This window comes from Tunturiibacter empetritectus (genome assembly GCF_013410875.1).
Taxonomy (GTDB): Bacteria; Acidobacteriota; Terriglobia; order Terriglobales; family Acidobacteriaceae; genus Edaphobacter; species Edaphobacter empetritectus.
In genome coordinates this window covers 227237-241339 of sequence record NZ_JACCCU010000001.1, presented here as the reverse complement: position 1 = coordinate 241339, position 14103 = coordinate 227237, and the positions used below count along the sequence as shown (strand labels likewise).

Genomic DNA, 14103 nt, shown 5'->3' with positions numbered 1-14103 from the left:
CTGCGGGCATGAGGCGATTTTTACTCGCGGCGATATGTGTGGCGGGGATGGGCGTATTGCAGGCTGCGACTCCTGCCGCGACCGATGCGCGGGCGAAGGAGTTGATTCGCACGCTGAAGTTGTCGCTGCTGCCGAAGGAGTCGGGGTATCTCGGGATCATCGGCGTTTCAGCGCTGAGAGTGAATATCGGCGGTCGCATGCTTGCGGTACAGAGCCAGAACTACTACATGCTTACGCGGGAGAAGCCGATCAATTATCTGCATTGGCTGGAGCCGGATGATACCCACATTCTGGTGGAGGGAGGTCCAGTGGACTACTTCATCTTTCATCCGAATGGGCAGGTCGAGAAGGTGACATTAGGGTTTGATTATGCGGCAGGACAGAGGCCGGTGGTTGCTGTGCCGGGTGGTTGCTGGAAGGCGTTGCGGCTACACGATGGAGCGAGATACGCGCTGATGGTGAATACACTTTCGCCTGAATTTACTCCGGATCGCGTGAGGATTGGCGAGGGCGCAGCGTGGTTGAAGCGGTTTGCTGGTGCGGCGCCGTGGGCTACGCCAGAAAAGCTGCGGGAGTTTATTGGACCGAACTGGATTCCATGAGAGTTAGGACATGCCAGTGATCTCACCTGCTGCATCGACGTTGATGTCCATCGCGCGGGAGGATTTGGGCAGGCCAGGCATCAGCATCATGGAGCCGGAGATGACGACGAGAAAGCCTGCGCCTGCGGAGAGAACGACGTCGGAGATGTGGAGGGTCCAGCCGGTGGGGGCCCCCATCAGTTTTGGGTCGTCGGTGAGGGAGTACTGCGTCTTGGCGATGCAGACGGGAAGCGCGCCGTAACCCCACTTTGTGAAGCGGGCGAGTTTTTCCTCGGCTTGGGACGAGAGTTCTACATTCGCTGCGCCGTACACTTTTTGCGCGACGGCGGTGATCTTCTCGAGCGGTGAGGCGTTAGACGTGTAGGTGCTGGTTGGCGAGACGTTGGGGTTTGCAGCGATGACGCTGACAACCTTCTCGGCGAGGGCGGCGGCTCCGGGTCCGCCTTTGGTGAAGGCTTCCGAAAGCGCGAAGGCTGCGCCCTGCGCCTCGCAGTATTTCTCGAGGAACTTCAACTCTTCGTCGGTGTCGTTTGGGAATCGGTTGATAGCTACGATGGCGGGGAGGTTGAAGCCGCGCACGATGGCGATGTGTTTCTTCAAGTTTTCGAAGCCGGCTTCGAGGTCGCCTGCGCCCTGGTTGCGAACCGACTGCACCGTGGTGACCAGAACGGCGGCGGAGGGCTTGATGCCGGACGACGGCATGACAATGTCCATGTACTTTTCGAAGCCGAGGTCAGAGGCGAAGCCGGTTTCGTTGACGACGTAGTCTGCGAGGCGGAGACCCATCTGCTGGGAGAGGACGGAGCTGGTGCCGTGAGCGATATTGGCGAAGGGGCCGCAATGCACGAGGGCAGGCGTCCCTTCGGTGGTCTGGACGAGGTTCGGCAGGATGGCTTCGTTGAGGAGCGCCATCATGGGGCCTGTGGCTTTAAGGTCTTCGGCGAGGACGGGTTTGCCGGAGCGAGTGGCGCCGATGACGATACGGCCGAGACGGGTGCGGAGATCTTCTCGGCTGGAGGCCAGCGTCATGATGGCCATGATCTCGCTGGCGGCGGTGATGAGAAAGCCGGTGTGACGGTTGGCTCCGTCGCGCTTTCCGCCTGCCTGCACGATGATGTGGCGAAGGGCCCGGTCGTTCATATCGAGCGTGCGCGGCCAGGTGATGGCATCGGGATCGAGGTCGAGATCGTTGCCGTGGAAGAGGTGCGAGTCGATGAGCGCCGCGAGGAGATTGTGCGCGGAGGTGATGGCGTGGAAGTCGCCGTGGAAGTGGAGATTGATCTTTTCGGCTGGCTCCACCTGCGAGCGGCCGCCGCCTGCTGCTCCACCCTTCATGCCGAAGACGGGACCGAGGGAGGGTTCGCGCGAGGTGATGATGGCTTTCTTGCCGATCTTTTCGAGACCCTGCACGAGACCGATGGAGGTGACGGTCTTGCCTTCGCCTGAGAGCGTGGGTGTGGTCGCAGTGACAAGGATGAACTTGCCGCGTACGGGGAAGGCGGGGTCGTCGAGGAGATCGAGCGTGAGCTTTGCACCGTAGCGGCCGAGGCGTTCGACGTACTTCTCGGGCAGATTGAGTTTTTTGACGATGGCTTCGATGGGGAGAAGATCTTTGGTCATTGGTCTCGGCGTGTTCGGGTTAAAGAAAGCTAGGGGGCAGCGGTGCCCATGGGAACTGGATAGAGCGGCGCAGCCTCGGCGCGGCCGAAGCGGACGGTGGTCTTGGTGATGCGATTGAGTGTGTCGATGTTGTTCGAAGAGAAGTACCAGACGAGGAGATGGCTGTTCCAGTTTGTGGAGAGGCCCATGGTGTAGAGCGACTGCGGAACAGTGGGCTGGTTTGCGGAGTCGGTGGTTGGGGCCTGCGGCTGCGCTGGACCTTGCGCTGGGCCTTGCGCGGCGGCCATGTGGACCTTCTGCCAGCCGACGTTGTACCAGGAGGGTTTCACGATCGCCTTCATGCCGGGGACCTTGGTGACGATCTCGGCGAGGTCGCCGAGCAGGGTGGTGCTGCTGCTCTCGTGCTCGGCGTTGACGCAGTCGACGTCGAGTTCGGCTAGCAGGATGGTCGCGGTGATGGCGGGCGTGATGGTGACCTGCGTGCCGCCGTCCGCGGTGGGTTGAGTGCTTGTGGTTTGCGCGGGGCCGGACTGGGGGAGTTCGAGCAGGAGTGCCGGGCGCAGGCAGTGGGTCTCGGCGGCGAGTTTTGGGTTGTCGACGTTGAAGAGGGTGAGGTGGCCGTCGTGAAGGACTTTTTCGGGATCCGCCTTGACGAGGTCGGAGGGATAGAAGAGGCGCAGCTTGAGAGCTTCGTTCTCCCACTCGGTTGTGCCGGGCGCAGGGGCTTGTGCGGCCGCAGCGACTGACAGAGCGGCGAGGACGAATGTGGCGAAGGTGCGGGGTGCGAAGGTCATCGATTCCGCTCCGGCGGGTTTATTTCTGTTGCAGCGAGTTTACTTTCTCTTCCAGCGAACGCCATCTTTGGAGTCTTCAATTAGGATGCCCTTTTGGAGCAGGTCGTTGCGGATGGCGTCGGCGCGGGCGAAGTTACGGGTCTTTTTGGCCTGAGTGCGTTCGGCGACGAGGGCGTCGATGGCGGCGTCGGAGAAGGCCAGAGTGGCGACGAGCTCAGGAGCGGCCTCGTCGATGCGACCCTCGGCTTCGGCCCAGGTGAGCGCGGCGCGAGTGATGGCGGCGTCGCGGTCTTCGAGGACGGCGAAGACTCCGTCGAAGAGTTCAAGGAGCTGAATGATCTCTGTCGCATTTTCGTTGCGCAGCGTTCCATTGTCCGCGGCCGTGTTGGCTGCACGAACGAGGTCGAAGATGGCGGCGCGGGCTTCGGCGGTATTGAGGTCGTTCGCGAGGGCGATGGTGTAGGCCATCCTTGCCTCGTCGGTGAGCAGCGAGAGGGCCTGATCGCATCCCTGTGGGAAGCCGCCCTTCACCATGCGCTGGTGGAAGGTGCGCAGGCGGTCGATGGCGTTGGTCGATTCGATGAGGCTGTCGAAGGTGAAGTTCATCTGGTGGCGGTAGGGCACGGAGATGAGAAGGAAGCGGATGGCAGAGGCGCGGTAGCCTTTGAGGAGCAGGTCGCGCAGAGTGTAGAAGTTGCCCTCGGACTTGGACATCTTCTTGCCTTCGACGAGCAGGAAGCGGACGTGCATCCAGTGGCGGACGAAGGGTTTGCCGGAGGCGGATTCGGACTGGGCAATCTCGTTCTCGTGGTGCGGGAACATGAGGTCTTCGCCGCCGGTGTGGAGGTCGATGTTGTCGCCGAGGAACTTGGTGGCCATGGCGGAGCATTCGATGTGCCAGCCGGGGCGGCCGATGCCGAGGGCTGTGTCCCAGGATTGTTCCTGGATTCCGTTGATGGCGGGTTTTACTGCCTTCCAGAGGGCAAAGTCGCGGGCTGCGTCTTTCTCGTACTCGTCGATGTCGACGCGGGCTCCGTCTTCGATACCGTCAAAGTCTTTTTTGGAGAGCTTGCCGTAGTCCGGGAAGCGGGCGATGCGGAAGTACCAGCTGCCGTCTTCGGCCTGATAGGCGATGTCTTTGGCGGCGAGCTGCTCGATGAGACCCACCATGTCGGGAATGCAGGCGGTGGCGTGGGAGATGTGCTCGGGGCGCTGGATGCCGAGGGCGTCGAGGTCCTCGAAGAACGCATCCTCGAACTTCTTGGTGTACTGGGCGATGGGGACGCCGGCGGCTGCGGCGTTGCGGATGATCTTGTCGTCTACGTCGGTGATGTTCATGACGTGCTCGACGGGGATACCCTGCTGGCGAATGACGCGGCGCAGGACGTCTACGTGGAGGAAGGTGCGGAAGTTGCCGATGTGGCCGTAGTCGTAGACGGTGGGGCCGCAGCAGTACATTCGCAGAGCTTTTTGGTCGACGGGGGCGAGGGTTTCGATCTTTCCGCCGAGGGTGTTGAAGAGTTCTATGGTTGCCACGTTGCTCTAGTATCCTGCCGCAGCCGGCTCGTGGCGCGGTGCAGACTGCTCTCGCTTGAGATTCCCTGATGATTTTAGCTGATATCGCGGGGCAAATTGTGCCGGGTTGGGTTACTGCTGGCCGAGGCGGAGCTGAGGGGCTGCGCCGAGGTCTTCGGTGGCAAAGTCTCGGGCGACCAGCTTTGGCCAGGCGGCGGCGGCGATCATGGCGGCGTTGTCGGTGGAGAGGGCCAGAGACGGGAAGGCGATAGGGAGGTTGCGGCGGTCGGCTTCGGCCTGGAGGCGGCGGCGCAGTTCGCTGTTGGCGGCGACTCCGCCGGAGACGACGATCGATCGCGCCCCCAAAGATTCAGCAGCTGAAAACGCCTGGCGTTGGAGGTTGCCGACGACGGCGTACTGGAAGGAGGCGATGAGGTCGAGGGTCTGCTGGTCGCAGAGGTTTACTATGGCTTCGGACTTAGGCGTTAGCGTGGGATTGGCTGCGAGGGTGGTTCGGCGGACTTCAATGCTGTCGCGCATGTTGTGGGTTTCGACGTAGCGAAGGACTGCGGTTTTGATGCCGCTAAAAGAGAAGTCGAAGTGCGGGCCTGCGTTGCTGGCGGGGGCTTTTTTGTTGGTAACTCCGGGGCGCGGGGCGCGATGTTTGATCTCGCCGAAGTTGAAGGGGACGGCGCGTGGATTGCCGTGTGGGGCGAGAGCGTCGATCCAGGGGCCGCCCGGGTAGCCGAGGCCGAGGAGCTTGGCAACCTTGTCGTAGGCTTCGCCGGCGGCGTCGTCTACGGTGCGGCCTACGTTGTGGTAAGTCCACGTTTCGCTTCCCTGCTCGTGCGTGGCGAGATAGAGGTGCGTGTGGCCACCGGAGACGACGAGCGCGAGTAAGGGAAGTTCCATGGGGATCTCGCTTCGCTGGCGCGTCTCCATAAGGACGGCGTGGATGTGGCCTTCGAGATGGTTGACGGAGATGAGTGGCTTGTCGAGGCCGAAGGTCAGGGCCTTCGCGTAAGTGATGCCGACGAGGAGCGCTCCGGCGAGGCCTGGGCCGGCGGTGACGGCTACGGCGTCCAGGTCGGCGAAGGTGATTGGATGGCCGGCCGCAACGCTGGCGCGGGCTATGGCTTCGCGGACAACGGGAACTATGTTGCGGAGATGTTCGCGGGAGGCAAGCTCGGGGACGACGCCGCCGTAGTTTGCGTGGAGCGATATCTGCGAGGCGACGACGTTGGACAGGGCTTCGCTGCCGGCGCGGACCACGGCGGCCGCAGTCTCGTCGCAGGAGCTTTCGATGCCGAGGATGAGGCCAGTGCCGAGGCCTGTGCCGAGGACTGTCCTTTCGCCAGTTGTTTGGCCGTTCGTCTGGCCACCGTGGGGGCTTTCGCGCATCTCTCTATGATATGGGAAGCAAAGGCGAGCATAGGGGAAGCATGAGCGAGCATTGGGGCGATAACGCGAGGTACAGGGCGGCGCGAGGGATCGTGATGTCTCTGCGCGATGCGGGATATACGGCTTACTTTGCTGGCGGATGCGTGCGCGACCTGCTGCTTGGCGTTGAGGCGAAGGACTTCGATGTGGCGACCAGCGCGACGCCGGATGTGGTGATGGGGATGTTTGCGAAGACGTATTCCGTGGGGGCGCACTTTGGCGTGGTGCTGGTTTGCTCGCCGGATGAAGATGGCAGTGAGATTGCTACCGAGGTCGCTACATTTCGGCATGATGGGGCTTACAGCGATGGTCGAAGGCCGGATGCGGTGCGTTTTTCGACGGACCCGCGTGAGGATGTTCAGCGGCGCGACTTCACGATCAATGGAATGCTGTTCGATCCGCTGGTTGGGCCCGGCGAAGAGGCGATTCTCGATTTTGTGGGTGGACGTGAGGACCTGACGAAGCATCAGGTGCGGACGATTGGCGTCGCGAAGGATCGGTTTGCTGAAGACAAGCTGCGGATGCTGCGGGCGGTGCGGTTTGCGGCTCGGCTGGAGTTCGAAGTCGACTCTGCGACGGCTGCGGCGATCAAGGAGCTGTCAGGAGAGATCATGCAGGTCAGCCTGGAGCGGATTCGCGATGAGTTGACGCTGATGTTGACGGAGGGACATGCGCGGCGGGCGTTCGAGATGCTGTACGAGTTCGGACTGTTGCAGCATATTCTGCCGGAGGCGGTGAAGATGCGCGGGGTGCAGCAGCCGCCGCAGTTTCATCCGGAGGGCGATGTATGGGTTCACACGATGCTGCTGCTGGAGAAACTGACGCCGGGCGTGTCGCCGACGCTAGCCTGGGGCGCACTTCTGCACGACATAGGCAAGCCTGCTACGTTTCGTCCGCCTAATCCTAAGAAGCCGGGGGACCGCATCCGCTTCGATGGGCATGTTGAGGTGGGAGTTCGCATCGCCGAGACGATTCTTGCGCGGCTGCGATTTTCGAATGAGGAGACCGAACAGATCGTGGCGCTAGTGAAGAACCATATGCGCTTTGGAGATATTCTGCAGATGCGCGAATCGACGCTGAAACGGTTTCTTCGGCTGCCGAAGTTCGATGAACACCTTGGGCTGCACTGGATGGATTGCATGTCGGCGCATGGGGATTTGCGGCTGTACGACTTCGCGAAGGAACGCTATGAAGCGGCCCCGGTCGAAGAGATGCGGCCGAAGCTGCTGGTCACTGGGCGGGATCTGATTGCTGCGGGATATCGCCCGAGCCCGCAGTTCAAGGAGATGCTCGAGGCTGCGGAAGATGCTCAGCTTGAGGGCGTCGTGATGACCACCGAAGAGGGGTTGGCGTTGGTGAGGGAGCGGTGGGGTGAGCCCTCGTGATGTTGCCTGACTAAACAACAGTCTGCGATCCGCTTCTTTGGTTGAGAGCCTTGGATGCGTCGCGGAGGCTCGACGGGTGCACTTTTTTGTCACGATTTTGTCAGTGTGCGTTAGGTGTAATGTGGTGAGAGATGGGAGTGGTCAGACCGAGCATCGCCTGCTACTCTGCTTTGCATCTTAGAGGGCTTATGGCAACTACGAAATCGCTGTTGAATACCCCCGCCGAGCATACTCCGAATACACAGTTGACCATTGATGGACTGCAGGTACCTGGCCGCTCCGGGGAGCTGTTGATCGACCTTCTGAATCGGCGTACCGCGGTGAACGCGCAGAAGCCTGTGCCGCAGGTTTGTTATATGAAGCAGATGGGGCCGATCGAGAGCTGCGATACCTGCCTGATGAAGGTGAATGGCGAGCTGGCTCGGGCGTGCTCGACCAGAGTCGTCGCAGGGATGAAGGTGGAGACCGCAGGCGAGACGGTCGATATTGCGCAGCGCGAGGCCTTCGACCGCATCCTCGAGAACCACATGCTGTACTGCACGGTGTGCGACAACAACAATCAGAACTGCACGATCCACAATACGACGGCGGTTCTCGATGTGAAGCACCAGCACCGCGAGTACAGAGGGAAGCCGTATGAGAAAGATATGTCGAACCCGTTCTACCGCTACGACCCGGACCAGTGCATTCTGTGCGGGCGTTGCGTGGAGTCGTGCCAGAACGTGCAGGTGAATGAGACGCTTTCAATCGACTGGGAGAGTGCCAACCCTCGTGTACTGTGGGATGGCGGAACGCAGATCGAAGGTTCCAGCTGCGTCTCATGCGGACACTGCGTCACAGTCTGTCCCTGCAACGCGTTGATGGAGAAGTCGATGCTGGGCGAGGCGGGTTACCTGACCGACCTGCCGGCGGCGACGCTGAACAACATGATCGACGTGGTGAAGGGGGTCGAGCCGCCGATTGGGTATGGCCCGATCCTATCGCTCTCCGAGATGGAGTCGGAGATGCGCAACGAGCGCACGAAACGCACCAAGACTGTGTGTACCTACTGCGCGGTGGGATGCAGCTTTGAGGTGTGGACGAAGGAACGTCACATTCTGAAGATAGAGCCGACGCATGGACCGGCGAATGGAATCTCTACCTGTGTGAAGGGCAAGTTTGCGTGGGGCCATATCAACGCCGACGATCGGCTGGTGAAGCCGCTGCTGCGCGATGGAGAGAGCTTTCGCGAGATCGAGTGGAGCGAGGCGCTCGACATTATCGAGCACACGTTCAAGCGGATCAAGAACGAGCACGGGGCGGATGCGCTGGCGTTTATCGCCTCATCCAAGTGCACCAATGAAGAGAGCTTCGTGATGCAGAAGCTGGCGCGCGCGGTGATCGGGACCAACAACATCGACAACTGCGCTCGCTACTGCCAGAACCCTGCGACGATGGGGCTGCAGCGCACTGTGGGTTATGGCGGCGACTCGGGTTCGATTGCGGATATCGAAAAAGCCGGGTTGGTGTTGATCGTTGGGGCGAATCCCGCGGAGAATCATCCGGTGCTCTGCACGCGTGTAAAGCGGTCGCATAAGCATCGTGGGCAACGGCTGATCGTCGCCGACCTGCGCAAGCACGAGATGGCCGAACGCGCGGACATCTTCTTCCGGCCGAACCCTTCGACGGACGCAGTGTGGATGTGCGCGGTGTCGAAGTACATCATCGACAGTGGCTTGGCGAAGATGGACTTCGTCAACAAGTGGGTGAACCACTTTGACGAGTTCAAGAAGTCGCTTGAGCCATTCACATTGGAATATGCCGAGAAGATTACCGGCGTTCCCGCTGCAACATTGACCACGGTAGCGCATGAGATTGCGGCGGCGGATGGAACGTGCATCCTGTTTGCGATGGGCGTGACGCAACATTGTGGTGGGTCGGACACCGCGACGGCGATCTCGAATCTGCTGCTGGTCACTGGCAACTACATGCGGCCTGGGGCGGGTGCTTATCCGTTGCGCGGCCACAATAATGTGCAGGGAGCGAGCGACTATGGCTCGATGCCGAATGTCTTCAGCGGATACCAGCATGTGGACGACCCGGAGGTTCGCGCGAAGTTCGAAGCAGACTGGGGCGTTACGCTGCCGACAACGACGGGCAAAGACAATCACCAGATGATTGAGGCAATTCTGGCCGGGACGTTGAAATCGCTATATATCAAGGGCGAGGACACGATCACTTCGGACTCGAATGCGAACTTTGTCGGGAGCGCGTTGGAGAAGCTCGAGTTTCTGATCGTCCAGGACATTAACTTCTCAGAGACTTGCCGCTTTGCGGACCTGATCCTGCCCGCAGCGACCTCGCTCGAGAAGGACGGGACCTTCACCAGTACGGAGCGTCGCATTCAACGCATCTACAAGGCGATGGAGCCGCTGGGCGAGTCGAAGGCCGATTGGGAGATTATTCAGCTGATCGCGAACCGCATGGGCGGCAATTGGAACTACAAACATCCCTCCGAGATTATGGATGAGGTGGCGCGTCTGACTCCGCTGTTTGCCGGCGTGAGTTACACGCGGCTGGAGGGCTTCGACAGCCAGCAGTGGCCGGTACACGCAGACGGAACCGACTCGCCGCTCTTGTTTACTGAGGGCTTTCCTTTCCCTGACAAAAAGGCGCGATTTTTCCCGATCGAGTACATTCCGCCCTCGGAGGAGACGAGCTCGGTCTACGATCTGCACCTCAACAATGGCCGATTGCTGGAGCACTTCGAGCAGGGCAGCATGACTTACCGCACCCCCGGGATCAGGGAGATTACACCGAACAGCTGGATTGAAGTTTCGCCGGAGTTGGCGGCGGAGCGCGGCGTGACGACAGGCCGATTTGTGCAGGTGACCTCGCCGCACGGCAAGGCTCGGGTGCAGGTGCTGGTGTCGGAGCGCGTGAAGGGCAAGCAACTCTACATGACGCTGAACTCGGTGGAGGAGCCGGTGAACAGACTGACCAGCAGCTTTACTGATCGCGCGACGCATACGCCTGCCTTCAAGGAGACGGCGGTGAGCATGACGGTGCTGCCTGAGCAGGGGGAGAATCCTTTGCCGCGCCGAAACTTCCGCTATGGCACGCGAACGCCTCAGCCCGGTCTCGAGATTGAACGCAAGTGGGCGCGCAAGGACTACCACCTGCCGGGAACCGCTGCCGCCGACAAGCTCGTTCAGATTACTTCCACTACTGTTTAGTTTTTCGACCTCTTTTTCGACTTCAGGAGCTGCTATGGCCAAGCCAATTGCTTTCAAACCGATCACTGTCGACTTCAAGGCGGATCTCGCCCGCAAGCTTGAGAAGGCTCCAGAGGAGCATGCCGAGGCGCTGCTGCTGGCCTACGATGTGCTCGAAGAGGCACACCGGAAGGGCCTGCTAAGCCTGCTGCATGGCGCGATCGGCGCGAAGGATACGATCTTCAACACGTTGTCGAAGTATGCGGCGCAGCCGGAAGGGATTGCGGCGATCCGTAATCTTTTGACCGCCGCGAAGATACTTACCGAACTCGATCCGGAGGTGCTGGATCAGCTCTCGAAGGTGATGGCTCATGCGACCAAGGAGCATCAGGCGGAGCGAGAGGCGCCGAGCCTGTGGCAGCTTGCCAGTCGGGCTACGAGTGAAGACAGCCGCCGCGGACTTTCGTTCATGACGCTGGTGCTCTCCGGACTGGGCCGGTCACTGAAAAACTGAGCGACACGATCTCAGGTTCAGACGCGGGGTCATGGGCTATGGTCAAATAAACGTTGTGACTCATTCCTTCGACATTGGCAGTGCACCTCATCGAGTTCCGGTAGGCCGGGGCAAGCTTTTTCTCATCGCTGGACCGTGTGTGATCGAGTCCGAGAGCCATGCGCGCAGGATGGCCGATGCGATTCAGCGCGTCACCTCCGACCTTAGCGTTCCTTACATCTTCAAGGCCAGCTACGATAAGGCCAATCGCACCTCGATCAAGAGCTTTCGCGGCCCCGGACTGGTGGAGGGCTGCCGCATTCTTCGCGCAGTCGGCGAAAGCACGGGTCTTCCTGTATTGACCGATGTTCATACCGCGGTTGACTGCGACGCCGTTGCCGAAGCTGTGGATGTGCTGCAGATTCCCGCGTTTCTCTGCCGACAGACAGATCTGCTGATCGCTGCAGCCGAGGCAACGAAGAAGACTGGCGGTGCGATCAACGTGAAAAAGGGTCAGTTCGTTGCTCCGTGGGACATGCGGCATGCCGTGGAGAAGATTCGCGAGAGCGGAAACGATCGCGTCTCGCTGACGGAGCGCGGCGCGAGCTTCGGATACAACAACCTGGTGGTGGATATGCGCTCGCTGCCAGTGATGCGTGGGTTTGCCCCGGTGGTCTTCGATGGCACGCACTCGGTTCAGACACCCTCAGCGGGCAATGGTGTGAGCGGGGGACAGCCGGAGTTCATCCCTGTGCTGGCTCGTGCGGCGGTCGCTGCCGGAGTGGACGGCGTCTTTCTTGAGGTACATGACAATCCAGCGGAGGCGAAGTCGGATGGAGCCAATGCGCTTCACCTGAACCATTTGAAGGCTGTGCTGGAGCAGTTGCTGGCTGTGCACGCAGCCGTTCGCTAGAAGCATGTGTCCTGCCGGACGGGCTCCCTACGCGGGAAGCGGTCACTTCGTGACTTGTATACCTTGTCTGGGTGGGTTAAGGACGGAGGGCCTTCCGTTGGTCGGCATTTTTTGCTTCCGACCAGCGGGAGGACCTATGCTGCCGTGTCGTCAAGACCGGTAGACGCGTCACGAAGTGACCGCTTCCCGCGTAGGGAGCCCGTCCGGCAGGACATTAGCGCGTTAAAAAAAGCGGCCCCTCAGTGAGGGGCCAATCTGCCTTGGTTCTCTCTGGTTAGGAGAGGTTTTTGCGAGTGCGCTCTAGGTCGCTATCTCGGCAAACTTGCGGACGGTGCGGCTGTCTGCACCGTCCTGGGGGAGGGCTACTGATTCACCTCTTGCGGCGAGCTTACTCCCGCGTTGGAGGTCTTTGGCGTTGCTGTTGCGCTGGATGCCGAATCAGAACTCATCGACGCCAGACTGTTGTGGAGCAGCGTGACGCGAACACCATTCACGACTGCCTGCTCGCCATCTGCGAGCTTGGCAGTGTTCTTGCCAAGGCCAGTCTTGTAGATCCGGTAGACGGGAACCTGATGCTCGGTGACGAGATAGCGGACGACAGAGTCGGCCATCGCCTGTGAGGTCTGGACGCCAGCCTTGCTATATCCCTGCACCTCGATGATGTAGCCCTTCTCACCGGCGAGGGTGGTGGCCAAGTTGTCGAGGTCAGACTTACCTGTCGGTCCGAGAGCCGTGCGACCTGAGGCAAACTTCACCGAGGTGGAAGAGACGGTCTGGTATTGATCGAGATTTCCAACCGTGTTGCCGAGAGCGTCGGTACGGCTGCTTGCGCTGCCTGCGAGGGTCTGGGCAGAGTTGGCGCGATTTGCCGCGTCTTGAGCGTGCTGGTCGGCGGTATTAGCCGCGCCCATTGCGTTCTTGATACCAGCTTGTGAGCGGGAGTCTACATCTTTGATGTCGTTGGCGTTTTTGGACTGAAGCTGGTCAAGCTCATTGACCTGACCCTTGATCGGCGCAGTCTGCCGGTTTACCCACTTCTTGCGGGCAAAGGGGTTCATATGACCCCAGAAGCCTTCCTTCGACTGATCGGCCAGGGGCTTGCCGGTAGCGTAGGTGGACTTGTCATCGGGATTCATTGCGCCCGAGGTGGAACTGCCTGCTGCGGAGTCCGGAGTCTGTGATGCTGGAGTGCTCGACTGGGCAAAGGCTGAGATACCTAACGCACTGCATAAGAGTAAAGCTGGGAGGCCGAAAGTATTTCCGGATTTCATCATTTGGTCTACTCTCCTTTTTCTAACTCTGCGCCTGTGTTGCAGACGTCAACATGCACATAGCTAGAGCAGGTGGCGTGCCAAACTACTTAACGTGTCAGCCAGTTGAAAATAAATGGCTTAGAGAAGTGGGGCAGCCTCAGCCCGCTGGGACATTACAACCGACTCACGCAAAATCTTCCGGCCAGGCGGGTAACTATTACCCGATGTCCCAGTGGGCAGCTATTTTGTGTCCACACTAATAATGTGAATCTCGGGCATTTGCGTGTTCCAGTTGGCTGGGATCGTCTCGAAGATAAGGCGAAAGTCCCGTTCCTCGCCCGGCTTCAGGGGAGCCGCGCTTATGGGCTGGGTATCGATATAGGGTTCACGCATCCGAACTACAGATAGCGGCAGTGTCTCTACCTGCGGGGGCATGGCCTCGTCGTTGCGGAAGATGACCTGTACGCTGATGCCTGAGACGGTCTGCCCCCCTGCGTTTTGGATATGGCCGTCAATAAAGGTCGATTTTCCTCCTGAGAGGCTGGTCGACTCGCTCATGGCAAGCTGCGAAAGGGGAAGCTCAGCGGCATAGGCGGCTAACGGCTGGATCGTATTGGGGGACGCCTGGGACTTGTGCCGCGTGGCAAAGACCAGGCCGAGGAGCACCACCAGCACGACCAACCCAGCTACCCCCCAGGCTGCGACCGGCACTCCGCCGCCCTCGGGCGGCTTGCTGGCGAACATCGCAGGCTGGCCGCTGCTGGTCTCGCTGCGTGGTGGGATCGGGGTACTTTGGGAGACAGATGGATCAACCGGGGGATCGAGAGGACGACGCTGTTCGCTCATAAGCGGAGATTTTATACCGCTGGAGGCGGCCAGCAGCGTGGGCTCCTG

General features: G+C 60.4%; 11 protein-coding genes. 5 read left to right on the top strand and 6 right to left on the bottom strand.

Annotated elements, in window-relative coordinates; genetic code table 11:
• The first annotated feature begins 8 nt into the window (after positions 1 to 8).
• The gene (locus tag HDF08_RS00935) at positions 9 to 602 is read left to right on the top strand and encodes a cupin domain-containing protein (RefSeq protein ID WP_179636581.1); all 594 of its coding nucleotides are present in this window, start codon (positions 9 to 11) and stop codon (positions 600 to 602) included.
• A 3-nt stretch (positions 603 to 605) separates the two neighbouring features.
• On the opposite strand, the gene HDF08_RS00930 is transcribed toward HDF08_RS00935, so the two are convergent.
• From HDF08_RS00930 to tsaD, 4 genes are all read right to left on the bottom strand, one after another.
• Positions 606 to 2222, bottom strand: coding sequence for a formate--tetrahydrofolate ligase (locus tag HDF08_RS00930; RefSeq protein WP_179636580.1), 1617 nt, complete (start codon positions 2220 to 2222; stop codon positions 606 to 608).
• 29 nt (positions 2223 to 2251) lie between these two features.
• The gene (locus HDF08_RS00925; protein ID WP_179636579.1) at positions 2252 to 3016 is read right to left on the bottom strand and encodes a hypothetical protein; all 765 of its coding nucleotides are present in this window, start codon (positions 3014 to 3016) and stop codon (positions 2252 to 2254) included.
• A 39-nt stretch (positions 3017 to 3055) separates the two neighbouring features.
• Complete coding sequence (cysS, locus tag HDF08_RS00920; RefSeq protein WP_179636578.1) at positions 3056 to 4552, bottom strand: cysteine--tRNA ligase; 1497 nt, start codon at positions 4550 to 4552, stop codon at positions 3056 to 3058.
• A 111-nt stretch (positions 4553 to 4663) separates the two neighbouring features.
• On the bottom strand, positions 4664 to 5932 hold the full coding sequence (gene tsaD, locus HDF08_RS00915) for a tRNA (adenosine(37)-N6)-threonylcarbamoyltransferase complex transferase subunit TsaD (RefSeq protein WP_179636577.1): 1269 nt from the start codon (positions 5930 to 5932) through the stop codon (positions 4664 to 4666).
• Between the two features lie 41 nt (positions 5933 to 5973).
• Here tsaD and HDF08_RS00910 point away from each other — a divergent pair, with 41 nt between their 5' ends.
• The 4 genes from HDF08_RS00910 (at position 5974) to kdsA (ending at position 11956) form a co-directional block, all read left to right on the top strand.
• Positions 5974 to 7356 (top strand): CCA tRNA nucleotidyltransferase, encoded by a 1383-nt coding sequence (locus HDF08_RS00910; RefSeq protein WP_179636576.1) that lies wholly within the window; start codon positions 5974 to 5976, stop codon positions 7354 to 7356.
• 188 nt (positions 7357 to 7544) lie between these two features.
• A complete protein-coding gene (fdhF, locus tag HDF08_RS00905; protein ID WP_179636575.1) occupies positions 7545 to 10571 on the top strand; it encodes a formate dehydrogenase subunit alpha in 3027 nt (1008 codons plus the stop codon).
• A 34-nt stretch (positions 10572 to 10605) separates the two neighbouring features.
• Entirely contained in the window at positions 10606 to 11064 is a 459-nt protein-coding gene (locus tag HDF08_RS00900) for a helical membrane plugin domain-containing protein (RefSeq protein WP_179636574.1), read from the top strand.
• 31 nt (positions 11065 to 11095) lie between these two features.
• On the top strand, positions 11096 to 11956 hold the full coding sequence (gene kdsA / locus HDF08_RS00895) for a 3-deoxy-8-phosphooctulonate synthase (RefSeq protein WP_218884467.1): 861 nt from the start codon (positions 11096 to 11098) through the stop codon (positions 11954 to 11956).
• Positions 11957 to 12318: 362 nt separating this feature from the next.
• Here kdsA and HDF08_RS00890 read toward each other — a convergent pair whose 3' ends face one another.
• Positions 12319 to 13230 carry an OmpA family protein gene (locus tag HDF08_RS00890; protein ID WP_179636572.1) on the bottom strand — a complete coding sequence of 304 codons (912 nt, stop codon included), beginning with the start codon at positions 13228 to 13230 and terminating at the stop codon, positions 12319 to 12321.
• Between the two features lie 219 nt (positions 13231 to 13449).
• A complete protein-coding gene (locus HDF08_RS00885) occupies positions 13450 to 14055 on the bottom strand; it encodes a DUF2393 domain-containing protein (RefSeq protein WP_257030817.1) in 606 nt (201 codons plus the stop codon).
• Positions 14056 to 14103: the final 48 nt, after the last annotated feature.

What these genes read in the sequence shown, in the direction of transcription:
- HDF08_RS00935 (WP_179636581.1), top strand. Translation starts at nt 9, where the DNA reads ATGAGGCGATTTTTACTCGCGGCGATATGTGTGGCGGGGATGGGCGTA.
- HDF08_RS00930 (WP_179636580.1), bottom strand. Translation starts at nt 2,222, where the DNA reads ATGACCAAAGATCTTCTCCCCATCGAAGCCATCGTCAAAAAACTCAAT.
- HDF08_RS00925 (WP_179636579.1), bottom strand. Translation starts at nt 3,016, where the DNA reads ATGACCTTCGCACCCCGCACCTTCGCCACATTCGTCCTCGCCGCTCTG.
- tsaD (WP_179636577.1), bottom strand. Translation starts at nt 5,932, where the DNA reads ATGCGCGAAAGCCCCCACGGTGGCCAGACGAACGGCCAAACAACTGGC.
- HDF08_RS00910 (WP_179636576.1), top strand. Translation starts at nt 5,974, where the DNA reads ATGAGCGAGCATTGGGGCGATAACGCGAGGTACAGGGCGGCGCGAGGG.
- fdhF (WP_179636575.1), top strand. Translation starts at nt 7,545, where the DNA reads ATGGCAACTACGAAATCGCTGTTGAATACCCCCGCCGAGCATACTCCG.
- HDF08_RS00900 (WP_179636574.1), top strand. Translation starts at nt 10,606, where the DNA reads ATGGCCAAGCCAATTGCTTTCAAACCGATCACTGTCGACTTCAAGGCG.
- kdsA (WP_218884467.1), top strand. Translation starts at nt 11,096, where the DNA reads ATGGGCTATGGTCAAATAAACGTTGTGACTCATTCCTTCGACATTGGC.
- HDF08_RS00890 (WP_179636572.1), bottom strand. Translation starts at nt 13,230, where the DNA reads ATGATGAAATCCGGAAATACTTTCGGCCTCCCAGCTTTACTCTTATGC.
- HDF08_RS00885 (WP_257030817.1), bottom strand. Translation starts at nt 14,055, where the DNA reads ATGAGCGAACAGCGTCGTCCTCTCGATCCCCCGGTTGATCCATCTGTC.